The organism is Micromonospora sp. NPDC047465 (genome assembly GCF_040643125.1).
Lineage (GTDB): Bacteria > Actinomycetota > Actinomycetes > Mycobacteriales > Micromonosporaceae > Micromonospora.
This window is the reverse complement of sequence record NZ_JBEYTP010000043.1, coordinates 1-24,540: the sequence shown is the minus strand read 5'-3', so window position 1 is coordinate 24,540 and position 24,540 is coordinate 1. Positions and strand designations below refer to the sequence as shown.

The following is a 24,540-nucleotide window of genomic DNA, read 5'->3' as shown; positions in this document are numbered from 1 at the left end:
CTCACGCCCCGGCGGGCGGGTCGCCCTCGCCCGCCCGGGAGGCGAGCAGCCGGCGGTACGAGGCCAGCCGGCGCGGGTCCGCCTTGCCGGCCGCCACCCAGGCGTCCAGCCCACAGCCGGGAGCCTCCGGCGTGTGCGGGCAGTTGGCGGGGCAGTCGACCGTGCCCTCCACCAGGTCGGGGAAGCCGTGCAGCAGGCTGTCGGCGGAGACGTGTGCCAGCCCGAAGCTGCGTACCCCCGGGGTGTCGATGATCCAGCCGGCGGCGGCTCCGGGTCGTGGCGCGGCGGCGTCCCCGCCGTGCGCCGCATCCCCGGGCAGCCGGGGCAGCCGAAGCGCCACCGCGCTCGTGGAGGTGTGCCGGCCCCGGCCGATCGCGCTGACCGTGCCGACCGCCCGCGCGGCGTCCGGCACCAGCCGGTTGACCAGCGTCGACTTGCCCACCCCGGAGTGCCCCACCATAACGGAGATCCGGCCGGCGAGCAGGCTGCGCAGGGCGTCGAGGTCGGAGTCCGGCCGGATCAGCACGTACGGCAGCTCCAGTTCGGCGTAGTAGCCGAGCACCCCCTCGGGGCCGGCCAGGTCGGCCTTGGTCAGGCAGAGCAGCGGCTCGATGTCGGCGTCGTACGCGGCCACCAGGCAGCGGTCGATGAACCCGGTGCGCGGCGGCGGGTCGGCCAGCGCGCTGACGATCACCAACTGGTCGGCGTTGGCCACCACCACCCGCTCCAGCCGCCCCTCGGCGGTGGTCGCGTCGTCCTCCGCGGTGCGCCGCAGCACCGACGTCCGCTCGGCGATCCGGACGATCCGGGCCAGCGCCCCGGCCGCGCCGGAGGTGTCCCCGACCAGGCCGACCCGGTCGCCGACCACCACCGACTTGCGGCCCAGCTCCCGGGCCCGCATGGCGGTGACCGTGGGCGCGTCCGGCTCCGCGTCGGGCAGCACGCACGTGTAGCGGCCCCGGTCGACGGCGATCACGAAGCCGTCGACGGCGTCCGCGTGCCGGGGCCGGGTGCGCGTACGTGGGCGCGACGACTTCCCGGGTCGTACCCGGACGTCGTCCTCGTCGTACTCCCGCCGTCTGGTCGCCAGGACCGCCCCCCGTCGTGTCAGCTCTTGCCGGTCACCATCGCCGACCATAGTGCCGGGAACTCGGGCATGGTCTTCGAGGTACACGCCACGTCGCTCAGCTCGATGCCCGGCACGGCCAGGCCGGCCACCGCCGCCGCGTGCGCCATCCGGTGGTCGTGGTAGGTCTCGAACACCCCGCCGCGCAGCGGCCGGGGCCGGATCTCCAGCCCGTCGGGGGACTCCGTGATGTCCGCGCCGAGCGCGGCGAACTCCCGCGCCAGCGCGGTCAGCCGGTCGGTCTCGTGGCCCCGGATGTGACCGACGCCCGTGAACCGGGACGGCGAGTCGGCGAGCATGGCCAGCGCGGTCAGCGCGGGCGTCAGCTCGCTGACGTCGGAGAGGTCGGCGTCCAGGCCGTGCACCGTGCCGGTGCCCCGGACGGTCAGCCCGGCGGTGGAGAGGCTCACCTCGCCGCCCATCCGGTGCAGCAGCGAGCGGAGCTGCTCCACCGGCTGCGCGCTGCTGCGCGGCCAGCCCTGGAGGGTCACCTCGCCGCCGGTGACCAGGGCCGCGGCGAAGAACGGCACCGCGCCCGACAGGTCCGGCTCGATCTCCCAGCCGCGCCCGGCCAGCGGGCCCGGCTCGACGACCCAGACGTCGGGGGTGCTGTCGTCGACGGCCGCGCCGGCGGCCCGGAGCATCTGCACCGTCATCCGCAGGTGCGGCGCGGAGGGGACCGGGGGACCCACGTGCCGGACCACCACGCCCCGGTCGAAGCGCGGGGCGGCCAGCAGCAGCCCGGAGACGAGCTGGCTGGAGGCCGAGGCGTCGATCACCACCTCGCCGCCGGCCACCCGCCCGCCGCCGAGCACGGTCAGCGGCAGGCTGCCGGTGGCGGGGGCGTCCACGCGTACGCCGAGGGAGCGCAGCGCGCCGATCAGCGGGCCGAGCGGCCGGGTGCGGGCCTGCGGGTCGCCGTCGAAGGTGATCCGCCCGTCGGCCAGGCCGGCCACGGGCGGGACGAAGCGCATCACCGTGCCGGCCAGGCCGACGTCGACGTGCGCGGGGCCGACCAGCGGGTGCGGCCGGACCAGCCAGCGCTCGTCGTCGCTGATCGACATGTGCGCGCCCAGCGCACGCAGCCCGGCGGCCATCAGCTCGGTGTCCCGGGCGCGCAGCGGCCCGGCCAGCGTCGAGGGACCGCTGGCCAGCGCGCTCAGCACCAGGGCGCGGGCGGTCATCGACTTGGAGCCGGGCAGGCGCAGCGTGGCCGTGACCGGGTCGGAGGCGGTCGGAGCGGTCCACGGCTGCGGCGGCCGGGTCGCGGTCAGGTTCCCCACGGTTACATTCTGCCGTGTCCGCCGGGGATGACGCCGGGCACCGTCCCGGCTCCCGGCCAGCGGGACAGCCGGGCGACGCCCGGCGGGTTAGCGTGTGCGGCATGTGCGGGAGGTACGCGACGACCCGGAGCGCGGGCGACCTGAGTGCGCTGTTCGAGTCCCACGACGAGACCGGCGGCCGGCTCGGCCCCGACCACAACGTCGCGCCCACCGACCCGGTACCGCTGGTGCGGGTCAGCCCGGAGGGCCACCGCGCGCTGTCGGTCGGGCGCTGGGGGCTGGTGCCGGCCTGGTCCCGGTCGCCCGCCGGCGCCGCCCGCATGATCAACGCCCGCGCCGAGACGGTCGCCACCAGCCGGGCGTACGCCGGCGCGTTCGCCCGCCGCCGCTGCCTCGTCCCGGCCGACGGCTGGTACGAGTGGGTCCGCTCGCCCGGCGGGGGCAGGCAGGCGTACTACATGACCCCGCTGGACGGCTCCGTGCTCGCCTTCGCCGGCATCTGGTCGGTCTGGGAGGGGCCCGACGGCCCGCTGCTGACGTGCAGCGTGCTGACCACCGCCGCGCTCGGCGAGTTGGCCGAGGTGCACGAGCGCATGCCGCTGCTGCTGCCCCGGCCGCGGTGGGGGTCGTGGCTGGCGGCCACCGACGAGCCGGCGGGACTGCTCGCCCCGCCCCCGCTCGACTGGCTGGCGCGGCTCGAGATCCGTCCGGTGGGGCCGGCGGTGGGCAACGTGCGCAACGACGGGCCGGAGCTGACCGCCAGGGTGCCGCTCGCCCGCGTCACCGCGCCGGAGGAAGTGACGCTTTTCTGACAGCGGCGGCACATTGTCGGGCGTGATTTGCCAGAGTTGCGGGCGAAACGTCGCCCGCTCGTTTACCCGTATTTGCCGTAGAGGCTTGTCCCCGTGTCCGTAAGTGCGATAGAACACAGCGCCGGTAGTGGGCGCGACTCGCACGGGGCGGACGACGCTCACCGATCTTGCCGGTCCCACGGGGGAGGTGGGTGGATGACACGGGCACGCATGCCCCGCCCGCACGAGGTGGCCGCCGCACGACGAGATCCGCGACTGCTGCGGGCGTTGCGGGAGCGGCGACAGGACGAGGCTTGGCGGACCAGAGGAACCTGTCAGAGTGTCGACCCGGAAACGTTCTTTCCGGCGCCGAACGAGCCGGCCGACGCGGCTGTCGCGCTCTGCCGAAGTTGCGACGTGCAGGGCTCCTGCCTGGCCTGGGCGCTGGACGTGGGCGACTGCCACGGCGTCTGGGGCGGCACGACCCCGCGCGAGCGGCGGGCGATGCTGGTCGCCTGGCGCGACGAGGTGCAACCGGATCCGGACGCCGCCGACGAGGCGGGTCCGCCGGTCCGGGACCGTCTGCTCACGCTGGTGCCGCTGAGCTGACCGTCGACTGAGCCGGCCGGGGCCGGCCCGCGATCACGCGGGCCGGCCCGGCGTCGTGTCCCGGACGCCCCAGAATGGGCTGGTGCCGCAGACCGACGAGCTACCCACCCCGCGCGGGCCCGCCCGCGTCGCCACCGACCTGCCGACCGGTCCGCCGACCGCCGTGCTGGCGCTCGGCCACGGCGCGGGCGGTGACGTCGACGCCCCCGACCTGCTCGCGCTCCGCGACGCGGCGGCCGGCGCGGGCCTGGTGGTGGCACGGGTGACCCAGCCGTACCGCGTGGCCGGCCGGCGCGCCCCGGCTCCGGCCGGGCACCTCGACGAGGCGTGGACCGCCGTGCTCGCCGTGCTGCGGGAGCGGCATCCCGGCGTACCCCTGCTGGTGGGTGGCCGCTCCAGCGGCGCGCGGGTGGCCTGCCGCACGGCGCGGGCGGTCGGCGCCGCCGGTGTGGTCGCGCTCGCGTTCCCGTTGCACCCGCCCGGCCGCCCGGAGCGGTCCCGGGCCTCGGAACTGGCGACCGGCCTGCCGACCCTGGTGGTCAACGGCGACCGCGACCCGTTCGGGGTGCCGGAGCCCGGGCCCGCGGTGCGCGTGGTCACCCGACCCGGGGAGCGGCACGACCTGCGGGGCGATCCGACCGGCACGGCCGCGGCGGTGCGCGACTGGCTGCGCGAGCGGGGCTGGGCGCGGCCCTGATCCCGGCGCGCGATTTACCGTCCCGCGCGCCCTCCGCCCCGCCGCTCGTGGGCGCGAGCCTCCGTCCGGCCCCGCTCGGCGCGGCCCGGTCGTGGGCGGCCGACGCGCCGCGGGCGGGCGAGGACGCGCCCCGGGGACGGGGCGACGCTCCGGCCGGCCGTGTCCGGTGGCCGCGGCGGGTCGTTGCATCGGATGGCGCCGGACGCCCGGTTCGGGCGGCGGCGCCGGTCCTCCCAGGCCCTTCCTGGTCCCAGCGTCGGCGTCCCGCCGGGGCCGGGACCAGGAACGGGAGGCCCGGCCGGAATGCCCCGCCCGTCCGTGCCGTTGCACCCCCCGGACGACATTTCTGGCGAGGGGGGTGACCGGGTGCCGATCGAGACGCAGGCCCGGGAACGGGACGAGCGGGGAGCGCGGCAGCTGCGGCAGTTGCTGGGCGCTCCGGACTGGCCCGCGACGGCGCCGCCGGTCGGCGTGGCCGCGGTGAGCACGAGCACACCCGCCGGAAGTGAATCTGTGGGCAGGTCTGTGCGCGTATCCTCGGCGGGAAAGCATCCGACGCGAGGGGATGTGCGGTTGACCACCGAGAAGACGGACGAGCGCAGGGCCCGATTCGAGCGGGACGCGATGCCCTTCGTCGATCAGCTCTACGCTGCCGGCCTGCGGATGACCCGCAACCCGGCGGATGCGGAGGACCTGGTCCAGGAGACCTACCTGAAGGCGTACGCCGCCTTCCACCAGTTCGAGCAGGGCACGAACCTGAAGGCCTGGCTCTACCGGATCCTGACCAACACCTACATCAACTCCTACCGCCGCCGGCAGCGCCAGCCGATCCAGGCGCCGACCGACGAGATCACCGACTGGCAGCTCGCCGAGGCCGAGTCGCACACCTCCAGCGGGCTGCGTTCGGCCGAGACCGAGGCGCTGGACCGGCTGCCGGACAGCGACGTCAAGGAGGCCCTCCAGCAGTTGCCGGAGGAGTTCCGCCTGGCCGTCTACCTCACCGACGTCGAGGGCTTCTCCTACAAGGAGGTCGCCGACATCATGGGCACGCCGATCGGCACGGTGATGTCGCGGCTGCACCGGGGTCGACGTAATCTGCGCAAGCTGCTTGAGCAGTACGCCGCGGAGCGGGGCTTCACCGCCGCGTCGTCGAAGAAGGGCTCAACCGCTGCCGCCGGCCGGGAGGTGTGACGTGAGCTGTGGGGAACCGCACGAGACGGACTGCCGTGAGGTGCTGGCGGAGGTCTACCTCTACCTGGATCTGGAGTGCGCCGAGGAGCGGCGCACGCTGATCCGCTACCACCTCGACGAGTGCGGGCCGTGCCTGCGCGAGTACGGCATCGAGCAGGAGGTGAGGGCGCTGGTCGCCCGCTGCTGCGGCAACGAGACCGCGCCCGACCAGCTGCGGGAGCGACTCCGGGTCCGGCTGACCGAGCTGGTCGTGTTCGAGAACAGCGAGTCGCGGGAGCTGGCCGACTGAGGCCGGCGGCACCGACAGCAACGCCGGTGGCCCGGGTCGGAGACGACCCGGGCCACCGGCGTTTCGCTGGCTGATCGACGCCGGGCCGTGGGCCCGGCCGCCGGATCAGGAGTTGGGGCGCTTGCCGTGGTTGGCGCCGCTCTTCTTCCGGGCCTTCTTCTTCCGGGCCTTCTTCGCCATGGTGACCTCCTCGTGATGGTCGGATCCGCCTGCGCACGACCTCGGCGCCGGTGTACGCACCGGTCCTCCCGGCGCCGGGTCCGACCCGCTGATGCTAGTGCTGCCGGCACCCGCCGTGGTGCGCCGGGGCGGCCGGCCGTACGCGCGCCGCGCGACACGCCGGTCGCCTCGCCGCGTCGCCGCATCCCGGCCGGGCGGGACGCCGCGGCACGCCGACCCGACAGTGGATCATCCGGACGCGACCGCTCCACGCCCGCCGCGGGGCGTCCGCATGATTGGATACGTCGGCAGGCAACACGCGAGAGAAGGGGCCGTGGAAATGGCCGAGGAGATCCGCGCCGAGATGGTGGCGAACGTCTGGAAGGTCGTCGCGTCGGCCGGGGACACCGTGTCCGAGGGGGACACGCTGGTGATCCTGGAGTCGATGAAGATGGAGATCCCGGTCGTCGCCGAGTCCGACGGTGTCGTCAAGCAGCTCGCGGTCAACGAGGGTGACGTCGTGCAGGACGGGGACCTCATCGCGGTGATCGATTGACGGGCCTCTCGGTGCGGCGTGCCGGGCCGGCCGACTTCGCGGCGGTGGCCCGGCTGACGGTCGCCGCGTACGAGGCCGACGGCCAGCTCAAGGGCGAGCACGGCTACGCCGCCGTGCTCGCCGACGTGGCGGTCCGGTCGGAGCACGGCGAGGTCCTCGTCGCCGTCGACCAGGCGACCGGCGCGGTGCTCGGATCGGTGACGTTCGTCCTCCCCGGCACCCGGTACGCGGAGCTGTCCGGGGCGGGCGAGGCGGAGTTCCGGATGCTGGCCGTGGACCCGGCCGCGCAGGGTCGGGGCGTCGGCGCGGCCCTGGTCGAGGCGTGCGTGTCCCGGGCGACCGAGCTGGGCTGCTCGGCGGTGATGATCTGCGTCCGCCACGGCTTCGCCGCCTCCGCCCAGCGGCTCTACCGGCGCCGGGGCTTCGTGCGCGTGCCGGAGCTGGACTGGTCGCCCCTGGCCGGGGTGGAACTGCTCGCCCTCCGGCTGGAGCTCACCGCCGCCTGATCCGGCCCGGACCGGGCCGGGCCGGCGTGTCGCCGGGGCCGGCGGGCGTCAGGGCGCCTCCGTCGCGGCGGCGTCGCGCCCGGTCCCGATGGGGGCGAGCAACTCGTCGGCCATCTCCAGCGCGAGCCTCCTCCGCTCCGTGTCGGTGATGCCCGGCGTGCGGATCGCGAACCAGCTGCTGTGCACGGCGAAGAGCGACAGGATCGCGCGGAGCTGCGCGGCGGGCGAGTCGTCTCCCCGGCAGAGCATCTCGGCCAGCCGCAGCATCCGGCCGCGCATCTGCTGCCCGGCGGCGAGACTCTTCAGCACGGTCTGGTTCTGCTCGAAGAACCGCATCACCGAGGGCTCGTCGCCGGCGAACATGGCGTCGGCGTACCGGCCGATCACGGCGCGCCGGGTGTCCCGGCTCGCCGGCTGCGACTCGGCCCAGGCGATGAGGCCGTCCATCAGCTCCAGCCGGTCCTCGACGACGCTGCTGATGATCTCGTCCTTGCTCTTGAAGTGGTAGTAGAGCGCGGCCTTCGTCACGTTCAGCCGTTCGGCGATCTCGCGCAGCGAGGTCTTCTCGTACCCCTGCTCGGTGAAGAGCTCCAGCGCGACGGACTTGATGCGCTCCCGCGTGCCGCCTGTGCTCTCCCTCACGTGTGCCACCCAATTCGCTTGACCGGTCCTGCCGCCCAACTTACCGTGCGGCTAGTAAGTTAACTAGCCGGGCGGCAAGTAAGTGCGGCACATCTCGGGGGAGCTTACCCATGACGCAGGCAAGCCAGGAACCGGCACGACCCAACGTGCGGGTCGTGCTCTTCGGCCTGATGATCGCCATGATGCTGGCGATGCTCGACAACATGATCGTCAGCACGGCGCTACCGCGGATCGTGGGCGAGTTCGGGGGGCTCGACCACTTCACCTGGGTGGTGACGGCGTACGTGCTGGGCACCACGGTCTCGACCCCGATCTGGGGCAAGCTCGGCGACCTCTACGGGCGCAAGTCCGTCTTCCTCACCTCGGTGGTCGTCTTCCTGGTCGGCTCGGCGCTGTGCGGGATGGCCGGCTCCGACCTGTTGGGCGGGCCGGGCGACGGCATGGTCGAGCTGATCGCCTTCCGGGCGGTGCAGGGCCTCGGCGCCGGCGGCCTGATGGTCGGCGTGATGGCGATCATCGGCGACCTGGTGCCGCCCCGGGAGCGGGGCCGCTACCAGGGCATGATCGCCGGCATCATGGCCATCGCGATGGTGGCCGGCCCGCTGGTCGGCGGCTTCATCACCGACCACCTTTCCTGGCGCTGGGCGTTCTACGTGAACCTGCCGCTGGGCGGCGTCGCGCTGCTGGTCCTCGCCACGACCATGCACCTGCCGAAGTACCGCACCGAACACCGGATCGACTGGCTCGGCGCCGGGCTGCTCTCGGTCGGCATCACCGCGATCGTGCTCGTCACCACCTGGGGCGGCAACGAGTACGCGTGGGTGTCGCCGCAGATCCTCGGCCTGGCCGCGCTCGCCGTGGTCGCGCTGGTGGTCTTCGGTCTGGTCGAGCGGCGGGCCGCCGAACCGATCCTGCCGCTCGGGCTCTTCGCCAACCGCAACTTCGCGCTGATCTCCGTGATCGGCTTCCTGCTCGGCTTCGCGATGTTCGGCGCGATGAACTTCCTGCCGCTGTACCAGCAGACCGTGCAGGGCGCCTCGGCGACGAACTCCGGGCTGCTGCTGCTTCCGCTGATGTTCGGCATGCTGGTGGTCTCGCTGGTGGTCGGTCGCGCGATCACGAAGACCGGGCGGTACCGGATCTACCCGATCGTGGGCGGCGTGGTGATGACCGCGGGCATGGCGCTGCTGACCCTGCTCGACGCGCACACCGGCAAGCTGGAGTCCTCGCTCTACATGATCGTGCTCGGCGTCGGCATGGGTTTCCTCATGCAGACCTCGATGCTCATCGCGCAGAACAGCGTGGCGCAGAAGGACCTGGGCGCGGCGAGCGGCGCCGCCACGTTCTTCCGCTCGATCGGCGGCTCGTTCGGCATCTCGCTGTTCGGCGCGATCTTCGCCAACCGGCTGGCCGGCTCCCCGGCCGGTGGCGCGTTCAGCGGCGGCGGCGAGGCCGGTGCCGCGATGGACCTGGCGGGGCTCAAGGACCTGCCGGCGCAGGCGCGGGAGATGGTGCTCGGTGGCCTCGCCGACGCGATCTCGCACGTCTTCTGGTGGGCGGTGCTGTTCACCGTGGCGGTGCCGGTGCTGGCCTGGTTCATCAAGGAGATCCCGCTGCGGACCGCCAACGAGCCGCCGGCCCCGCAGGGCGCCGGCGAGGGCCAGGCCGAGGCCGCCCTCGGCAAGGCACCCGTCGCCTGACCCGCTTCAGGGCCGTCGGAAGGGGCCGGTGAGGCGGCGCCAGAGGCGGCGCAGGCCGGAGCGGGGGCGGGGAACCACGGCCCTGGCGACCAGGGAGGTTGCCAGGGCCGTCGTCTCCGCGTCCAGGGCCGGCGTCGCCAGGGCCAGGTGGGCCAGGGACACCGCGACGGGCACCGGGCGCAGCCGCGCCACCGCCGCGACGTCGGCCAGCCGCTCGGCCACCACCCGCGCCACGTCGGGGCGCACCGCCGGGTCGACCCAGGCGGCGGTGACCATGGCGAACAGTGCCGCCTCGGTGATCCAGTCCTCGACGCCCCAGACAAGGTCCAGCAGCACCCGTCGGCGGGTCGAGGTCGCCCAGGGCTCGTCCGTGCGGTGGTGCAGCAGGCCGAGGCAGGCCCACACCTGGACGCAGCGCACCCAGAGCGAGGGGTCCTGCCCCAGCACCCGGCCCAGCGCGGTGGGCGGCGCGTCCGGCGGGTGCGCCAGCAGGCCGACCAGATCGGCCAGGTCCAGGGTGGCCAGGCCCACCGCCGCGTCGTACGCCGCCGGGGGGTGCGGCCACGCCGGGTGGGCGAGCTGCCGCAGCCGCGCGGTCGCCTCCGCCGAGGGCGCCGGCACCGCGGGCGCGACCGTGGTCCCCTCCCAGCGCCAGAGCCGCCGGGCGTCCGCCCGCCGGGGCTCGCGCGGGTCCGGCTCCGGCACGCCGGTCACCTCGACCCGCAGCGCCGGCACGGCCGTGGCGACGGTACGCAGCGCGCTCGGCGGTGCGGGCGAGTCCAGCAGCACGGCGGCGCCGACCCCGCCGTGGTCGTCGGCGACGGCCTGACGCAGCGCGTCCACCACCGCCCCGGCCGCCGGGGTCACCTGCCCGAGCCAGGCCCGGCCGCGGCAGCACTCGGCCAGGTCGCCGTGCTCGTGCGAGTCGTCCGGGTGGTCCCGCACGAAGTCGGCGAGCGCGACCAGGTGCGCCACGTCGCCGTCGCGCTGGTGCCGCAGCCGGTGAGCGGTGTGCACGGCGCAGTCGAAGGTGGGATCCCGGGCGAGGGCCCGGTCGATCCAGTCGAGCGCCTCGTCGAGCCGCCCGATGTCGGCGAGGGTGCCGGCGATGTCGGCGTACACGGCGAGGTCGTCGGGGTCGTGCGCGACGGCGCGGCCGAGTGCCGCCAGCGCCTCCCGGGTGCGGCCGGCGCTGCGGTACGCGTACCCGAGCCACACCTCGCCGATCTTCGACGGCTCCGCGCGTACGCCCCGGGCGGCCCAGCGGACCGCCAGGGCGACCTCGCCGACCCGCCGGGCCAGCGCGGACGCCGCGCCCAGCAGCAGGCCGTGCTCGGCGTGGACGGTGACCGCGTTGCGGGCCAGCGCCAGGTAGGGGGCCAGCGCCGCCCGGTCGGCCCGGGGCGCCGGGTCGGGCACGGCGGCGCAGACCTGCATCAGGATGCGGGCGGTCCGGTCCGGTTCGAGGCGTTCGGCGAGTTCCGGCGCGGTCACCCAGGGCACGCCGGCCCAGTCCGCCCCCGGGGCGTGCCCGGTCGCGGCGACCAGCAGGTCCAGCCCCTCGGCGGGCCGGCCGGCGGCGGCCAGCAGGTGGGCGCGGGCGACCACGGCGCCGACGAAGGCGTGGTGGTGCAGAGGGAAGAGGTCCACGCCGCCGGCGCCGTCGGCGGCGGCGAGCCGGGCGAGCGTCTCGTGCACCTCGGGCAGGGTCGGGGCCTGGGCGAGCGCGGCGGCGACGTGCCCGGCCGCGTGCTCCAGGTCGCCGGAGTCCATGGCGAGCCGGGCGAGGGCAAGTTCCTCCGCCGCGGGCAGCGCCCGGTCGTCCTCGGCCACGGCGTCCTCTCACTCGTCGGTGCTCCGGTGGGCCGGGCAAGCCTAGGTGATGTTGCACCGACGCGGTGATCAACTGCGCACTCCTGCTCGTTCGATTGCTCTGACCAGATCAAAGATGCAAGACTGAGCAGGAAACGCGCGGCAACCGCGCAGTGGGAGGAGTTTCCGTGACGCGTGCAGGGGCTGGCATGGCCGCCGACATCGACGAGCAGCCGGCGGGCTACGCCCGGCTGCTCTCCGCCGAACACGCCGGGCCGATCGCCCGGGTGGCGGCGGTCATCGCGGAGCGCCGACCCCGGCACGTGGTCTTCACCGCCCGGGGCACCTCCGACCACGCCGCCCTCTACGGGGCGTACCTGACCGAGATCCGGCTCGGCCTGCCCGCGGGGCTCGCCTCGCCCAGCGCCGTCACCGTCTACGGCGCCCGGCCGGACCTCTCCGACGCGCTGGTCGTCGGCGTCAGCCAGAGCGGCGGCTCGCCGGACCTCGCCGAGGTGCTGCGCACCGCCCGCGCCTCGGGCGCGCTGACCCTGGCCGTCACCAACGCGCCCGACTCCCCGCTGGCCGACGTCGCCGAGCTGAGCGTCGACATCGCCGCCGGGCACGAGCGCGCGGTGGCCGCCACCAAGACGTACACCGCCGAGCTGCTCGCCCTGCTGATGCTCGTGGAGGGCATCCGGGCCGGCGACGGCGCGCTGCCCGCCGACGAGCGCGACGCGCTCGCCGCCCTGCCCGAGCTGGCCGCCCGCACCCTGGACGACCCCACCCCGGCCCAGCTCGCGCCCCGCTACCGGTTCGCCGGCCAGCTCGTCACCACCGGCCGGGGGTACGCGTACCCGACCGCCCGCGAGGCCGCGCTGAAGCTGATGGAGACCTCCTACCTGCCGGCGCTGGCGTTCTCCGGCGCCGACCTGCTGCACGGCCCGCTCGCCATGACCGACCCCGACGTGCCGGTGCTCGCCGTGGTCGGCTCCGGGCCGGGCGGCCGGTCGATGGGCGAGGTGCTGCCCCGGCTCGGCGAGCGCCGTGCCGACGTGGTGGTGGTCGGCTCCGCCGACGTCGAGGGAGCCACCCGGATGGCCGTCCCCGAGGTCGACGAGCGGTACGCCCCACTGCTGGACATCCTGCCGCTGCAGCGCCTGGCGCTGGCGCTGGCGCTGGCCCGGGGCGAGGACCCGGACGCGCCGCGGGGGCTGAAGAAGGTCACCGCGACGATGTGACGCCCGGCGTGGCACGCTGGTCAGCGTGTCCACGTTGCGCGACCTCGCCGAGGAGCACACCCTCCTCCGTCCGGCCGACATCGACCACCTGCACCGGATCGCAGGCGACTGGCAGTTGCTGTCCGACCTGTCCTTCGCCGACCTGCTGCTCTGGGTGCCCGTGGACGGTGACGGGACGTACCTCTGCGTCGCCCAGGTCCGGCCGACGACCGCCCCCACCGCGTACCTGGACGACCAGGTGGGGCGGATCGTCGGCGGGCCGGAGGTGGCCCACCTGGAGGTGGCCCACCGGCAGGGCCGGATCTGGCGGGAGGGCGACCCGGTCTGGTACGGCGACGTGCCCGCCCGGCACGAGGCGATCCCGGTCCGGCTGCGCACGACCGACGGCGAGGCCGGCGAGGTGGTCGCCGTGGTCGGGCGGGACACCAACCTCTCCACCGCGCGCACCCCGAGCCAGCTGGAGCTGAACTACCTCACCACCGCCGACGACCTGGCGCAGATGATCGCCGACGGCACCTTCCCGCCGCCGCGCCACCCGGGGGAGACCACCTCGGCGCCCCGCGTCGGCGACGGGCTGGTCCGGCTCGACGCCGGCGGCAAGGTCACCTACGCCAGCCCGAACGCGCAGTCGGCGTACCGGCGGCTCGGCTACGCCTCGCACCTGGTGGGCGAGGACCTGGCGGCGCTGCACCGCCGGCTGGCCGGCGACCCGCTGGAGGGGACGGACGCGGCGAACGGCATCCTCGCCGCCCTGCGCGGCGAGGCGCCGCCCCGTCGGGAGATCGACGCCCGCGGCGCCACGATGCTCACCCGGGCGCTGCCGCTGATGCCCGCCGGGGTGCCGATCGGCGCGCTGGTGCTGGTCCGGGACATCACCGAGGTACGCCGCCGCGACCGCGCCCTGATCACCAAGGACGCCACCATCCGGGAGATCCACCACAGGGTGAAGAACAACCTCCAGACCGTCGCCGCCCTGCTGCGCCTCCAGGCCCGCCGGGTGTCCATGCCGGAGGCCCGGGTCGCCCTGGAGGAGTCGGTACGCCGGGTCGCCTCCATCGCGCTGGTGCACGAGACCCTCTCCCTGTCCAGCGACGAGGCGGTCGAGTTCGACGGCATCGTGGACCGGGTGGCCAGCGCGGCGACCGAGGTGGCGGCGGCCGAGTCGACGGTCGGGATGCGGCGGACGGGGAGCTTCGGGGTGCTTCCCGCCGAGGTCGCCACGTCGTTGGTGATGGTCCTCAACGAGCTGCTGCTCAACGCCGTCGAGCACGGCTTCCCGCCGGCCGCCGAGGCGGTGGCCGCGCCGGACGCGGCCGGCGCGGTCGGCGCCGCGCCCGAGGTGGTGGTGTCGGCGCACCGGTTCCGGAAGATGCTGCACGTCTCGGTGACCGACAACGGGCGCGGGCTGCCGCCGGACTTCGACGCCGAGCGGGGCGGCAACCTCGGTCTGCAGATCGTCCGGGCGCTGGTGACCGGCGAGCTGCGCGGCACGATCGAACTGCGCGACGGCGCGAACGGCGGCACCGAGGCGACGCTCGTCGTGCCGCTGGCCCGCAGCGCCCCGGAGGGCCGCGCCGCCGGCTGACCCGCCGCGGGGCGGGCCCGGTCACCGTCGTCGTCCCGCCGCCGCGCCACTCGTCCCCGCCGGTCCCGGCGGCGACGACGCGGCGGCCGGCCGGCGGGGACCCGCGGGCCCGGGATCGGGTCAGCGGGTGAGCAGCGCGACGGTCAGGCCGGGGCGCTGCCAGACCCGTTCGACGGTGTAGCCGGCGCGCAGCGCGTCGCCCTTGGCGCCCGGCACGGCGGCCAGCGGGTCGTCGCGGCGGCCGGCCACGACCAGCCAGACCCGCTGTGTGCCGGCCAGGCACTCGGCCGGCTGGCTGCACTCGGCGGCCCACAGGTCGCCCCGGCGGGCCTGGTCCTCGGTGGCCAGCACGTCCCGGGGGCGGCGGTCGCCCAGGTGGTAGCCGAGGCCGAGGTCGAGGAAGAGCCAGCTCTCGCGGGGCGAGTAGACGACGGCGTCCCCCGGCCGCTGGCCGTCGGCGACGACCCGGGCCGCCCCGCGGTAGTCGACCGCGGCGCTGCGCGGCCACTCGTGCGTCCGCCGCAGCGCCGCCTGGTCGGGCAGTCCGAGCAGGCCGGCCAGGGCCACCACGGCCAACGCGGGCGGCAGCGGCACCGCCGCGAGCGCCGCGCCGGCCAGCAGGCAGCCGAACGGCACGACGAAGAACAGGTAGCGGGACACCCAGAGGGGCACGACGGCGCCGGCGGCGAAGAGCAGCAGCACCGGCAGCAGCACGGCGCACCCGGGCAGCAGGGCGCGCCGGCCGAGCCCGGCCGCCCCGAGGGCCGCCAACCCCACCAGCAGCCCGCCCACCACGCCGCTCTGCGCCACCCCGCCCGGCAACGCCGTCAGGTCGGTCAGCCGGACCGTGTCCACCCAGTCGAGCTGCCGGGACCGCTGACCCCTGGCCAGCAGCACCAGCGGGGTCACCAGCAGCGCGGCCGGCACCAGGGCGATCGCCCAGCGCAGCGGGCGGCTCGGCGGGCCCTCGCGGTGGGCGGCGAGCACCGCCACCGCGTGCGCGGCGAGCAGGGTGAGCGCGACCAGGTGGGTGAGCCCGAGGGCGGCCACGGCGGCGGCGTACGCGGCCCAGCGGGGCCATCCGGGCCGGGCCAGCGCCTCGACCAGGAGCAGGGTCGCCAGCACCGCGAAGAACGCGGCCAGCGCGTACGGGCGCGCCTCCTGGCCGTACCGCGAGGTGCCCGGGAGCACCGCGAGGAGCAGCCCGGCGACCAGCCCGGCCCGGGTGCCGACCAGCCGCTGCCCGAGTACGGCGGTCAACCCGGCGGTGGCGGCCATGGCCAGCGCGGCGGGCAGCCGCAGCGCGGCGACCGAGTCGCCCGCGAGCGCCACCCAGGCGTGCATGAACAGGTAGTAGGGGCCGGTCGCGGCGTCGATGGTGCCGGCGAGCCGGACCAGGTCCCCGGGTGACCGGGTCGCCGCGCTCCAGGTGGCCAACTCGTCGCGCCACGGTTGCGCGTGGCCGATCCCGGTCAGCACGACGGCCAGGGTGGCCAGCGTCGGGCCGACCCAGACCAGGCGGGGCGCGCGGACCGGCCCGCCGGGCGCGTCGCCGGCGGGCGGCGGCGCGGTCAGCCGGCCCGGACCGCCGGCAGACAAATCAGAAGAACCGGTCACATATCGCAGCGTCACACAGTCGGGCCGTGCCGTTGTGCCGGTCCACGGATCAGTCGTCGGCGTCGTTCCCGGGGCGCGTCGCCCGTGATGTGGGATCACGCACGCGTTCGTTGGCCGGCCCCTACCCGGTGTGGCAGCATGACTCCATGACCGCCGCCGTCGTCCGCCGCTTCGTGGCCCGCCGCCACGTCGACTACGGCCGCGTGCGCAGCGCCATCTGTCCGGCCCACTGACGACGCCCGACCAATCTGTCTCGGGCGCGCCCCCGCGCCGGCTGTTCCGACACCGTTGTCCCCAGCCCGTCCCGACGGGCCGGCCGCCGCGTTCGCGCGTCCCGAGGCACCCCAGACAACGGAGGACGCCGCCATGGCGGTCAGCAGCATCCCGGCCCGGGCCGGTGACCCGACGGCCCCCCGACCGGCCCGGACCCCGCGCCGCCCGCGCGGCGAGGGCCAGTGGGCACTCGGTCACCGCGAGCCGCTCAACGCCAACGAGCGGATCAAGAAGGACGACGACCCGCTGAACGTGCGGGCCCGGATCGAGAACATCTACGCCCACCACGGGTTCGCCTCGATCGATCCGCAGGATCTGCGCGGCCGGTTCCGTTGGTGGGGCCTCTACACGCAGCGCAAGGCGGGCATCGACGGCGGCCGGACGGCCGTGCTGGAGCCGCACGAGCTGGAGGACGAGTTCTTCATGCTCCGGGTCCGGGTGGACGGGGGCGAGCTCAGCCTGGCGCAGCTGCGGGTGGTCGCGGAGATCTCCCGCGAGTTCGCCCGGGACACCGCCGACATCACCGACCGGCAGAACATCCAGTACCACTGGGTCCGGGTCGAGGACGTGCCGGAGATCTGGCGCCGGCTGGAGTCCGTCGGCCTGCAGACCACCGAGGCGTGCGGCGACTGCCCCCGGGTCGTGCTGGGCAGCCCGGTGGCCGGTGTCGCCCGCGACGAGCTGGTCGACCCGACTCCGGCGGTCGACGAGATCGTCCGCCGGTACGTCGGCGAGAAGGACTTCTCCAACCTGCCGCGCAAGTTCAAGACCTCCATCTCCTGGCTGGTCGACACGCCCTACGAGGCGAACGACATCGCGTTCCTCGGCGTGGAGCACCCGGACCACGGCCCGGGCTTCGACGTCTGGGTGGGCGGCGGGCTGTCCACGAACCCGATGCTTGCCCAGCGGCTCGGCGTCTGGGTGCCGCTGGCCGAGGTGCCGGACGTCTGGGCCGGCGTGGTCGGCATCTTCCGCGACTACGGCTACCGCCGGCTGCGCAACCGGGCACGGCTGAAGTTCCTCGTCGCCGACTGGGGCGTGACGAAGTTCCGCGAGGTGCTGGAGAAGGAGTACCTGGGCCGCGCCCTGCTCGACGGGCCGGCCCCACGGCTGCCCGACAGGCCGGTGGACCACATCGGCGTGCACCCGCAGCGTGACGGGCGCAACTACGTCGGCGCCGCCCCGGTGGTCGGGCGGGTCTCCGGCGGGCAGCTCGCCCGGCTGGCCGACGTCGTCGAGGCCCACGGCAGCGACCGGGTGCGGCTCACCCCGTACCAGAAGCTGCTGGTGCTGGACGTGGCGCCGGAGCGGACCGACTCGCTGGTGCGGGAGCTGCGGGGGATCGGCCTGGAGGCGCAGCCGTCGGCCTGGCGGCGCGGCACGATGGCCTGCACCGGCATCGAGTACTGCAAGCTGGCCATCGTCGAGACCAAGGCCCGGGGCGAGGAGCTGGTGGCCCGGCTGGAGGAGCGGCTGCGCGACTTCGACGCCGACATCTCCATCCACCTCAACGGCTGCCCCAACGCCTGCGCCCGCACGCAGGTCGCCGACATCGGCCTGAAGGGCCAGCTGGTGGTCGGCCCGGACGGTCGCCAGGTGGAGGGCTTCCAGGTCCACCTCGGCGGCGGGCTCGGCATGGCCGAGGGGCAGACCGCCGGCTTCGGCCGCAAGCTGCGCGGCCTGAAGACCACCGCCGAGGAGCTTCCGGAGTACGTGGAACGCCTCGCCCGGCGCTACCTGGCCGGGCGGGATGCCGGCGAGACGTTCGCCAACTGGGTGATCAGGGTCGACGAGGAGGAACTCCGATGAGCGAGACCCGTTCCGCGCCGCTGTACTGCCCCTACTGCGGGGAGGAGGACCTGCGGCCGAGCGAGGCCGGCCACGGCGCCTGGGAGTGCCACGCCTGCGCCCGGGTGTTCTCGGTGAGGTTCACCGGCCTGCTCGGCCGGGCGGTGGCCCGGTGAGCGGGGGCACGGGCGACCCGTCGGGCCTCGTCTCCGCGGCGGGCCTGGGCCTGGTCGGCGTCGGCGGCCCGAAGCCGGCCGACCCGGCGCGTCGCGCCCCGGACGAGCTGCGCGCGCTGGCCGAGGAGGCCGGGCGGGAGTTGGAGGGCGCGCCCGCGCTGGAGATCGCCCGTTGGGCGACCGCGACCTTCGGCGACCGGTTCTGCGTCACCAGCTCGATGGCCGACGCCGTGCTGGCCCACCTGGTCTCCCGGGTCGCCCCCGGGGTGGACGTGGTCTTCCTCGACACCGGCCTGCACTTCCCGGAGACGCTGAAGGTCCGCGACGAGGTGGCCCGGACGCTGCCGGTGAACGTCCGGTCGATCCGGCCGCGGCTGACCGTCGGCCAGCAGGACGGCGAGTACGGCCCCCGGCTGTTCAACAAGTCCCCCGACGACTGCTGCCAGCTCCGCAAGGTCGAGCCGCTGGAGCGGGCGCTGGCCGGGTACGACGCCTGGGCCGCCGGGCTGCGCCGGGACGAGTCGCCGACCCGGGCGAACACGCCGGTGGTGACTTTCGACGCCCGCCGGGGCAAGGTCAAGGTCAACCCGATCGCGGCCTGGCGGCAGGCGGACGTGGACGCCTACGTCGCCCGCTGGAACGTGCCGGTGAACGAGCTGTTCAGGCAGGGCTACGGCTCGATCGGCTGCTGGCCCTGCACCCGCCGCACGAAGGCGGGGGAGGATCCGCGGGCCGGCCGGTGGGCCATGTTCGAGAAGACCGAGTGCGGCCTGCACGTCTGACCGGGCCGGGCCCGGCCGCTCCCGCACCGGGGGCGCCCGGGCCGTGGGGGGCGGCCGACCCCGTGGTCCTGGTCGCCCACGGCAGCCGGGATCCGCGGGCCGCCGAGGCGACCCTGGCGCTGGCCCGGGCGGTGTCGACGGCCCGGCCCGGCACGCCGGTGCTGGCGAGCTGGCTGGACCACACCGAGCCGGGACCGGCCGCGGTGCTGCGGGACCTGGCGGGCGCCGGGCATCGCCGGGCGGTGCTGGTGCCGCTGCTGCTCACCGCCGCGTACCACCGGCGGGTGGACATCCCGGCGGCGGTGGCGGCGGCCCGCGCGGCGGGGCCGCCGATCGCGGTACGGGTGACCGCCGTGCTCGGCCCCGCCGACGGCGAGGTCGACGGCGGGCTGCTGGCCGGCCTGCGCCGGCGGTTGGGCGAGGCGGAGCCGGGGCGGTTCGACGGGCTGGTGCTCGCCGCCGCGGGCACGAGGGACGCCCGGGCGCGCGGGTCGGTGGGGCGGGTGGCCGCCGCGCTGCGCGCCGGGTTCCGGGTGCCCACCCGGGTGTCGTACGCCTCGGCCGCCCCGCCGGCCGTCGACGCGGCGGTGGCCCGGCTACGTGCCCGGGGCGCCCGGCGGGTGGCGGTATCGGCGTACTTCCTGGCTCCCGGCCTCTTCCACGACGCCGTGGCCGGGGCGGCGCGGGACGCCGGCGCGGTGGCCGTGTCCGCCCCGCTGACCGACGCCCCGGAGCTGGCCGACCTGGTCCTGCGGCGCGTCGACGCCGCCGCCGGGGTGGCCGGGGTCACGGCCCGCCCGTGATCGGAAAGGCGCCCCGGTGGGTACGTGAGCGGGGTGCGGACAGCGAGACGCCCCGGCGGGCGGACCCGGCCGGGGCGTGCAGCTGTGGTGCGTGGGATCAGGCGGAGTGAGCGCGCAGCACCCGGAGGCCACCGCGGCGCTTCACGGCGCGCCGCTCCTCCTCGCTCATCCCGCCCCAGACGCCAGCGTCCTGACCGGACTCCAGCGCCCACTGCAGGCACTGGTCGGTCACGGAGCAGCGCCGGCAGACGGCCTTGGCCTGCTCGACCTGCAGGAGAGCCGGTCCGGACGTCCCGATCGGGAAGAACAGCTCCGGGTCCTCGTCGCGGCAGACAGCATGGTGACGCCAGTCCATGGCGGCAACACTCCTCATTCTGGGTGGGTGGCAGATATTGCTTTGGTGCTTTTCCTATATGCATCCGCAGCGCCGACGGTGACGGTTCGCGTCCGCTTATTCGGCAGTGCGTGAGCAGGCTGTTGTTGGCCCTGCGGACCTGCTGGAACAGCTCAACCTGCCGAGCATATCCAGGCAATGTCCCGGTAACTCAAGTTCGCTTGTGAATACTTTCACGAACGCTCGGGATGTCAAGGGTGGCGCTCGGAAAAACTCCAGGCGGTGAGCAAGCCCACAACCCATTTGTCCGGATTCCGGCGTCTTCCCGGTTACCCGGCGTACCACAGTCGAGGATCAATATAGTACAGTCCGCGTGACATTGCTGACATTTCCGGCACCTGCCTCTCGGTGTGGCGGCCGCTCCGGTCGGTGCGGTCGTCGCCGCGTCGACCTACGGCAGTACCCGAGACCTAGCAGATTACTCTCAGTGCGGCGGGGATGGATGTGAATCTGACTTTCTCCCGCTCGCCGAGGTAGTCGCCGTCGAGCTGGAACGCCTGTGGGCGGGCCGAGAGCAGGGTGAACTCCGCGACATCGTGCAGTTGCAGCACCTGGCGGCCGTGCGGGTCGGGCGTCCGGGCGAAGAACTGCGTCACCGTCCGTGTCGTGCTGGCGACCCGGAGCTGCCGCAGCGCCAACACGTCCAGGCCCAGGTCGAACGACGCCTCCGGGTTCGGGTTGACCTCCCGGTCGCCCAGGTACGTCCACGGCGCGGTGTTCTGGATGATGACCGTGGCCAGCTCGCCCTCCGCCGGCTCGCCCGGCCGTTCCAGGCTGATCGCCGGATGCCGTCGGTCGGAGTTGAGGAAGTACTGGGCGACCGTGGCGCGGAAGTAGAGCGCGGGGGTGGAGACCCGACCCCGCCGGCGGGCCTGCTCCACCCGGTGGATGACCGCCGCGTCGACGCCGAAGCCCGCGCAGAAGGTGAAGTAGCGGTCGTCGGCGCGGCCGAGCCCGATGGTCCGGTACCGGCCCAGCCGCAGGCCCTCCAGGATCATGCTGGCCCCGTCCGGCCAGTCCCGGGGCAGGCCGAGCGCCCGGGCGAAGACGTTCGTCGAGCCTCCGGGCACGGTCGCCAGGGCGGGCAGCCGCTCGGCCGGCGAGGCGGCGCCCGGCATGGTCGGCGGCTCGGCCGTCATCAGGCCGTTGACCACCTCGTTGACCGTGCCGTCGCCACCGAGCGTGACGACGACGTCGACGCCCTCCTCGGCCGCCTCCCGGGCGAGGTCGGTCGCGTGCCCGCGCCGGCGGGTGTAGCGCACGGAGAGGTCGACTTCGCTGCGCAGCGCCCGGACCAGCACGTCCCGGCTGCGCTCGCTCGTGGTGGTGGCCTTCGGATTGACCACCAGGACGGCCCGCATGGGCGGCACTGTACCGCGCGGTAGCCCGGGTATCGTGGCGCGCGTGACCATCGACTCGGACCCGATTCCCGTCACCCTCCGCTGGGCGGTCCGGCTGCTGCGGGGCGAGGCGGTCGCCGTGGGGCTGGTCGCCGCGTGGCTGGTCTGGGCCGATCTCACCGCCGCCACCACCGACCTCACCTCGGCGTTGCTGGTGACCGCGTTCGCGGTCGGTGCGGCGGCGGCGCTCTGGGCGCTCGGCGGCGCGCTGGCCCGGCGCCGGGCGGGCGCCCGCGCCCCGGCGATCGTGCTTCAGCTCATGCTGCTGCCGGTGGGGTGGTTCATGGTCCAGGGTGGGGTGGCTTGGCTCGGCGTACCGCTGATGGCGCTCGGTCTCGGCGTCACCGCGCTGCTGGTGAGCACCCCGACCACGCGGGCCCTCGGCTTCGAGTGACGCCCCGCCGGGGCTGCCGGAGCGCCCGGCGGCGCACCGCCGGGGCGGTCGGCTCAGTACCCGGAGGCGCGCCGGGTGAGCAGCGAGATGGTGGCCCGGCCGTCGGCGGCGCTCGCGGACGCCGACGTGGTGAGCGCGGTGAGCACCTTCCAGGCGAACGACGACTCCGCCGGCAGCGTGGCGCCCCGGACGGTCGGCACCGTCACCTCGACGGTGAGCGCGTCGTCGGTGACCGCGAAGCGGCAGTCGAGTTCGGCGTCGCGGGTGGCGATGGCGAGCAGCATGGCGCACGCCTCGTCCACGGCGATGCGCAGGTCCTCGATCTCGTCGAGGGCGAACTGGAGCCGCGCCGCGAGCCCGGCGGTGGCGGTACGCAACACCCCGAGGTAGCCCCCGTCCGCGGGCACGGTGAGGTGCACGACGTCGTCGTCGGTCGTCGGCTGCCCGGTCAGTTGAGTCACCACTCATCCCCCCGGTCGGGGACTCTACCCGCTCGGCCGCCCGGACGTGTGGGGGCCGCCACGTGCCTGCGCGGCCAGGCCGGCCAGGGCGTCCCCGCTGAGCCGGTAGGGGACCCACTCGGACATCTGCCGCGCGCCGATCGAGGCGTAGAAGCCGGCGGCCGGGTTCCAGTCGATCATCCACCACTCCAGCCGCTGGTAGCCCCGCTCCACGCAGATCGCGGCGAGGGTCGCCAGCAGCAGCCGCCCCGCGCCGGTGCCCCGGGCGGCCGGGCGGACGTAGAGGTCCTCCAGGTAGATGCCGTGCACCCCGGCCCAGGTGGAGAAGTTGAGGAACCACAGCGCGAAGCCCACCGGCTCGTCGTCGGCGTCGACGGCCACGTGCCCGTAGAGCGCCGGGGCCGGGCTACGACTGCTCCAGCTCGGCGCGTCCGACGCCGCGCCGCGACCTGGAGCAGTCGCGAACAGGGCGGCGGTGAGCTGTTCCTCCGTGAGGTGGCACTCGTCGGCGGCGCGTTCGTACGCCGCCAGCTCGTGCACCATGGCGACGACGGCCGGCACGTCCCCGGGACGTGCCGGCCGGATCGTCGGCGGACCGGCGAGGCTCACGCCTTCTTGGTCTCCCAGAAGATCTTGGAGATCTCGTCGATCTTCTGCAGCAGCTCGTCGGCCTTGGCCGGGTCGGTGCCGCCCTTCGCGCCGGCGGCGCCGGCCAGCTTGGTGGCCTCGTTGAACAGCTGGTGCAGGTGCGGGTACTTCTCGAAGTGGGCCGGCTTGAAGTAGTCGGTCCAGAGCACCCACAGGTGGTGCTTCACCAGGTCGGCGCGCTGCTCCTTGATCAGGATGGCGCGGGTGCGGAACTCCGGGTCGGTGTTGGCCTGGTACTTCTCGCAGATCGCCTTCACCGACTCGGCCTCGATCCGGGCCTGGGCCGGGTCGTAGACGCCGCAGGGCAGGTCGCAGTGGGCGCTGGCGGTCACGCGGGGCGTAAGGATGCGTGGAAGTCGCATCAGGATCCTCCATGGGAAGTTTGCGATGATCCAACACGACATTACTCCTGGACGCGTGCCGAGAGGCCGGGTGGAGGTGAAACCGATGGGGGCGGCTCACCCGGCAGGGGCACCCCGGCTGCGGTGGCCGCTGACCGCCGTGCTGGTGACCGGTCCGTCCATGTCGCCCACGCTGCGGCACGGCGACGCGGTGCTGGTCCGCCCCGGCGGGCGGGCCGTCCGTCCCGGCGACGTCGTGGTCGCGGTGTTCCGCAGCCGCCCCGAGCTGCTCGTGGTCAAGCGCGCGGTCCGCGCCGAGGACGGCGGCTGGTGGCTGACCGGCGACAACGACCTCGTCACCGACGACTCCCGGGCGTACGGGGTGGCCGACGTGCGGGGCCGGGTGGTGGCGCGCTACTGGCCCCGCCCCGGACGGGTGCGTCGGCGTCGGTTATGACCCCGCTCACATCGGTGTGACGGGGGCGACACTATGCTCGGGGCGTGCCCGGGTGACCCCCGCACCGCGTGTCGCCGCTGGGCGCCTCACCTCGCGCCCGCGCCGGCCGCTCCGTCTGCTCGACAGATCCTGGAGTCACCATGTCATCGTCCATCGTGGACCCCGCTGATCCCGTCTTCCGGCTGCACCGGGGCGGCAAGATGGCCGTCGCCTCGACCGTCCCGCTGACCAGCCGGGAGGACCTCTCCCTCGCGTACACCCCGGGTGTGGCCCGGGTCTGCGAGGCGATCGCCGCCGACCCGGGCGTCGCCGACGACTACACCTGGGCCGCGCACACCGTGGCCGTCGTCACCGACGGCTCGGCCGTACTCGGGCTGGGCAACATCGGCCCGCGCGCGGCGCTGCCGGTGATGGAGGGCAAGGCGGTGCTGTTCAAGCAGTTCGCCGGCGTCGACGCCGTGCCGGTCTGCCTGGACACGCAGGACGTGGACGAGATCGTCGCGGTGGTGCGGGCGCTGGCGCCGTCGTTCGGCGGGATCAACCTGGAGGACATCAGCGCCCCGCGCTGCTTCGAGGTGGAGCGCCGGCTCGACGAGGCCCTGGACATCCCGGTCTTCCACGACGACCAGCACGGCACCGCGATCGTCGTGCTCGCCGCGCTGCGCAACGCCGCCACGCTGCTCAACCGCAAGCTCGGCGACCTGCGGGTGGCGGTCAGCGGCGCCGGCGCCGCCGGGGTGGCGGTGACGAAGATGCTGGTCGCCGGCGGCGTGGACCCGGACCAGGTGGTGGTCTGCGACTCCAAGGGCATCATCGGCC

General features: G+C 74.8%; 28 protein-coding genes. 17 read left to right on the top strand and 11 right to left on the bottom strand.

Translation table 11 applies throughout. The features are described from left to right. Position 1: 1 nt before the first annotated feature. The gene (locus tag ABZ793_RS28460; protein ID WP_357462373.1) at positions 2–1,138 is read right to left on the bottom strand and encodes a ribosome small subunit-dependent GTPase A; all 1,137 of its coding nucleotides are present in this window, start codon (positions 1,136–1,138) and stop codon (positions 2–4) included. Continuing rightward, entirely contained in the window at positions 1,108–2,409 is a 1,302-nt protein-coding gene (gene aroA / locus ABZ793_RS28455; protein WP_357462370.1) for a 3-phosphoshikimate 1-carboxyvinyltransferase, read from the bottom strand. Before aroA ends, ABZ793_RS28460 begins: the two co-directional genes overlap by 31 nt. A gap of 101 nt (positions 2,410–2,510) precedes the next feature. Between aroA and ABZ793_RS28450 the strand changes: the two genes are divergently transcribed. The 5 genes from ABZ793_RS28450 to rsrA all read left to right on the top strand — a co-directional run bounded on the left by ABZ793_RS28450 (position 2,511) and on the right by rsrA (position 5,986). Further along, positions 2,511–3,221, top strand: coding sequence for an SOS response-associated peptidase (locus ABZ793_RS28450; protein ID WP_357462367.1), 711 nt, complete (start codon positions 2,511–2,513; stop codon positions 3,219–3,221). Positions 3,222–3,416: 195 nt separating this feature from the next. Beyond that, complete coding sequence (locus tag ABZ793_RS28445; protein WP_350683209.1) at positions 3,417–3,809, top strand: WhiB family transcriptional regulator; 393 nt, start codon at positions 3,417–3,419, stop codon at positions 3,807–3,809. Between the two features lie 82 nt (positions 3,810–3,891). Next, the gene (locus ABZ793_RS28440) at positions 3,892–4,506 is read left to right on the top strand and encodes an alpha/beta family hydrolase (protein ID WP_357462365.1); all 615 of its coding nucleotides are present in this window, start codon (positions 3,892–3,894) and stop codon (positions 4,504–4,506) included. Positions 4,507–4,872: 366 nt separating this feature from the next. Beyond that, positions 4,873–5,697 carry a sigma-70 family RNA polymerase sigma factor gene (locus ABZ793_RS28435; protein WP_350703778.1) on the top strand — a complete coding sequence of 275 codons (825 nt, stop codon included), beginning with the start codon at positions 4,873–4,875 and terminating at the stop codon, positions 5,695–5,697. A 1-nt stretch (position 5,698) separates the two neighbouring features. After that, complete coding sequence (gene rsrA / locus ABZ793_RS28430; RefSeq protein WP_350703776.1) at positions 5,699–5,986, top strand: mycothiol system anti-sigma-R factor; 288 nt, start codon at positions 5,699–5,701, stop codon at positions 5,984–5,986. Positions 5,987–6,091: 105 nt separating this feature from the next. Here rsrA and ABZ793_RS28425 read toward each other — a convergent pair whose 3' ends face one another. Continuing rightward, the gene (locus ABZ793_RS28425) at positions 6,092–6,226 is read right to left on the bottom strand and encodes a hypothetical protein (RefSeq protein ID WP_357462361.1); all 135 of its coding nucleotides are present in this window, start codon (positions 6,224–6,226) and stop codon (positions 6,092–6,094) included. 253 nt (positions 6,227–6,479) lie between these two features. Between ABZ793_RS28425 and ABZ793_RS28420 the strand changes: the two genes are divergently transcribed. Both ABZ793_RS28420 and ABZ793_RS28415 read left to right on the top strand, forming a co-directional pair. After that, the gene (locus ABZ793_RS28420; RefSeq protein WP_176737378.1) at positions 6,480–6,701 is read left to right on the top strand and encodes a biotin/lipoyl-binding carrier protein; all 222 of its coding nucleotides are present in this window, start codon (positions 6,480–6,482) and stop codon (positions 6,699–6,701) included. Then, positions 6,698–7,207 (top strand): N-acetyltransferase, encoded by a 510-nt coding sequence (locus ABZ793_RS28415; RefSeq protein ID WP_357462359.1) that lies wholly within the window; start codon positions 6,698–6,700, stop codon positions 7,205–7,207. The genes ABZ793_RS28420 and ABZ793_RS28415 overlap by 4 nt, the downstream gene beginning before the upstream one ends. A gap of 48 nt (positions 7,208–7,255) precedes the next feature. Here ABZ793_RS28415 and ABZ793_RS28410 read toward each other — a convergent pair whose 3' ends face one another. After that, on the bottom strand, positions 7,256–7,849 hold the full coding sequence (locus ABZ793_RS28410) for a TetR family transcriptional regulator (RefSeq protein ID WP_357462356.1): 594 nt from the start codon (positions 7,847–7,849) through the stop codon (positions 7,256–7,258). Between the two features lie 110 nt (positions 7,850–7,959). Between ABZ793_RS28410 and ABZ793_RS28405 the strand changes: the two genes are divergently transcribed. Beyond that, complete coding sequence (locus ABZ793_RS28405) at positions 7,960–9,549, top strand: MDR family MFS transporter (protein WP_357462353.1); 1,590 nt, start codon at positions 7,960–7,962, stop codon at positions 9,547–9,549. A 6-nt stretch (positions 9,550–9,555) separates the two neighbouring features. Here the strand turns inward: ABZ793_RS28405 and ABZ793_RS28400 are convergent, their stop codons facing one another. After that, positions 9,556–11,382, bottom strand: coding sequence for a tetratricopeptide repeat protein (locus ABZ793_RS28400; protein WP_357462351.1), 1,827 nt, complete (start codon positions 11,380–11,382; stop codon positions 9,556–9,558). Between the two features lie 188 nt (positions 11,383–11,570). Here ABZ793_RS28400 and ABZ793_RS28395 point away from each other — a divergent pair, with 188 nt between their 5' ends. After that, on the top strand, positions 11,571–12,602 hold the full coding sequence (locus ABZ793_RS28395; RefSeq protein ID WP_350704155.1) for an SIS domain-containing protein: 1,032 nt from the start codon (positions 11,571–11,573) through the stop codon (positions 12,600–12,602). Positions 12,603–12,627: 25 nt separating this feature from the next. After that, complete coding sequence (locus ABZ793_RS28390; protein WP_357462348.1) at positions 12,628–14,187, top strand: histidine kinase N-terminal domain-containing protein; 1,560 nt, start codon at positions 12,628–12,630, stop codon at positions 14,185–14,187. A gap of 120 nt (positions 14,188–14,307) precedes the next feature. Here ABZ793_RS28390 and ABZ793_RS28385 read toward each other — a convergent pair whose 3' ends face one another. Then, positions 14,308–15,762 carry a glycosyltransferase family 39 protein gene (locus ABZ793_RS28385; RefSeq protein WP_357462438.1) on the bottom strand — a complete coding sequence of 485 codons (1,455 nt, stop codon included), beginning with the start codon at positions 15,760–15,762 and terminating at the stop codon, positions 14,308–14,310. 408 nt (positions 15,763–16,170) lie between these two features. Here ABZ793_RS28385 and ABZ793_RS28380 point away from each other — a divergent pair, with 408 nt between their 5' ends. From ABZ793_RS28380 to ABZ793_RS28365, 4 genes are all read left to right on the top strand, one after another. Then, positions 16,171–17,886 (top strand): nitrite/sulfite reductase, encoded by a 1,716-nt coding sequence (locus ABZ793_RS28380; RefSeq protein WP_357462345.1) that lies wholly within the window; start codon positions 16,171–16,173, stop codon positions 17,884–17,886. Next, positions 17,883–18,041, top strand: a complete 159-nt coding sequence (locus ABZ793_RS28375) for a hypothetical protein (RefSeq protein WP_350703763.1) — start codon at positions 17,883–17,885, stop codon at positions 18,039–18,041. The genes ABZ793_RS28380 and ABZ793_RS28375 overlap by 4 nt, the downstream gene beginning before the upstream one ends. Then, on the top strand, positions 18,038–18,823 hold the full coding sequence (locus tag ABZ793_RS28370) for a phosphoadenylyl-sulfate reductase (protein WP_357462342.1): 786 nt from the start codon (positions 18,038–18,040) through the stop codon (positions 18,821–18,823). The genes ABZ793_RS28375 and ABZ793_RS28370 overlap by 4 nt, the downstream gene beginning before the upstream one ends. A gap of 62 nt (positions 18,824–18,885) precedes the next feature. After that, complete coding sequence (locus ABZ793_RS28365; RefSeq protein ID WP_357462435.1) at positions 18,886–19,626, top strand: CbiX/SirB N-terminal domain-containing protein; 741 nt, start codon at positions 18,886–18,888, stop codon at positions 19,624–19,626. Positions 19,627–19,723: 97 nt separating this feature from the next. On the opposite strand, the gene ABZ793_RS28360 is transcribed toward ABZ793_RS28365, so the two are convergent. Together ABZ793_RS28360 and ABZ793_RS28355 are read right to left on the bottom strand one after the other, a co-directional pair. Further along, positions 19,724–19,981: a WhiB family transcriptional regulator gene (locus ABZ793_RS28360; RefSeq protein ID WP_007072794.1), complete on the bottom strand. Its 258-nt coding sequence runs from the start codon at positions 19,979–19,981 to the stop codon at positions 19,724–19,726. Positions 19,982–20,430: 449 nt separating this feature from the next. Continuing rightward, the gene (locus ABZ793_RS28355; RefSeq protein WP_357462340.1) at positions 20,431–21,381 is read right to left on the bottom strand and encodes a diacylglycerol kinase family protein; all 951 of its coding nucleotides are present in this window, start codon (positions 21,379–21,381) and stop codon (positions 20,431–20,433) included. 43 nt (positions 21,382–21,424) lie between these two features. On the opposite strand from ABZ793_RS28355, the gene ABZ793_RS28350 reads away from it, so the two are divergent. Continuing rightward, positions 21,425–21,814, top strand: coding sequence for a hypothetical protein (locus tag ABZ793_RS28350; protein ID WP_357462337.1), 390 nt, complete (start codon positions 21,425–21,427; stop codon positions 21,812–21,814). A gap of 53 nt (positions 21,815–21,867) precedes the next feature. Here ABZ793_RS28350 and ABZ793_RS28345 read toward each other — a convergent pair whose 3' ends face one another. The 3 genes from ABZ793_RS28345 to sodN all read right to left on the bottom strand — a co-directional run bounded on the left by ABZ793_RS28345 (position 21,868) and on the right by sodN (position 23,285). After that, on the bottom strand, positions 21,868–22,275 hold the full coding sequence (locus ABZ793_RS28345) for an ATP-binding protein (RefSeq protein WP_350703755.1): 408 nt from the start codon (positions 22,273–22,275) through the stop codon (positions 21,868–21,870). A 24-nt stretch (positions 22,276–22,299) separates the two neighbouring features. Then, complete coding sequence (locus tag ABZ793_RS28340) at positions 22,300–22,818, bottom strand: GNAT family N-acetyltransferase (protein ID WP_350704149.1); 519 nt, start codon at positions 22,816–22,818, stop codon at positions 22,300–22,302. A gap of 62 nt (positions 22,819–22,880) precedes the next feature. Then, on the bottom strand, positions 22,881–23,285 hold the full coding sequence (gene sodN, locus ABZ793_RS28335; protein ID WP_357462334.1) for a superoxide dismutase, Ni: 405 nt from the start codon (positions 23,283–23,285) through the stop codon (positions 22,881–22,883). 85 nt (positions 23,286–23,370) lie between these two features. Between sodN and ABZ793_RS28330 the strand changes: the two genes are divergently transcribed. Together ABZ793_RS28330 and ABZ793_RS28325 are read left to right on the top strand one after the other, a co-directional pair. Continuing rightward, entirely contained in the window at positions 23,371–23,721 is a 351-nt protein-coding gene (locus ABZ793_RS28330; protein ID WP_357462332.1) for a S24/S26 family peptidase, read from the top strand. A 140-nt stretch (positions 23,722–23,861) separates the two neighbouring features. Continuing rightward, positions 23,862–24,540: malic enzyme-like NAD(P)-binding protein (locus ABZ793_RS28325; protein WP_357462330.1), on the top strand; the 679-nt coding region annotated here is incomplete at its 3' end.

Coding starts and splice junctions, on each gene's coding strand:
- ABZ793_RS28460 (WP_357462373.1), bottom strand. CDS start 1,138: ATGGTCGGCGATGGTGACCGGCAAGAGCTGACACGACGGGGGGCGGTC.
- ABZ793_RS28450 (WP_357462367.1), top strand. CDS start 2,511: ATGTGCGGGAGGTACGCGACGACCCGGAGCGCGGGCGACCTGAGTGCG.
- ABZ793_RS28445 (WP_350683209.1), top strand. CDS start 3,417: ATGACACGGGCACGCATGCCCCGCCCGCACGAGGTGGCCGCCGCACGA.
- ABZ793_RS28405 (WP_357462353.1), top strand. CDS start 7,960: ATGACGCAGGCAAGCCAGGAACCGGCACGACCCAACGTGCGGGTCGTG.
- ABZ793_RS28395 (WP_350704155.1), top strand. CDS start 11,571: ATGGCCGCCGACATCGACGAGCAGCCGGCGGGCTACGCCCGGCTGCTC.
- ABZ793_RS28380 (WP_357462345.1), top strand. CDS start 16,171: ATGGCGGTCAGCAGCATCCCGGCCCGGGCCGGTGACCCGACGGCCCCC.
- ABZ793_RS28375 (WP_350703763.1), top strand. CDS start 17,883: ATGAGCGAGACCCGTTCCGCGCCGCTGTACTGCCCCTACTGCGGGGAG.
- ABZ793_RS28360 (WP_007072794.1), bottom strand. CDS start 19,981: ATGGACTGGCGTCACCATGCTGTCTGCCGCGACGAGGACCCGGAGCTG.
- ABZ793_RS28355 (WP_357462340.1), bottom strand. CDS start 21,381: ATGCGGGCCGTCCTGGTGGTCAATCCGAAGGCCACCACCACGAGCGAG.
- ABZ793_RS28340 (WP_350704149.1), bottom strand. CDS start 22,818: ATGGTGCACGAGCTGGCGGCGTACGAACGCGCCGCCGACGAGTGCCAC.
- sodN (WP_357462334.1), bottom strand. CDS start 23,285: ATGCGACTTCCACGCATCCTTACGCCCCGCGTGACCGCCAGCGCCCAC.
- ABZ793_RS28330 (WP_357462332.1), top strand. CDS start 23,371: ATGGGGGCGGCTCACCCGGCAGGGGCACCCCGGCTGCGGTGGCCGCTG.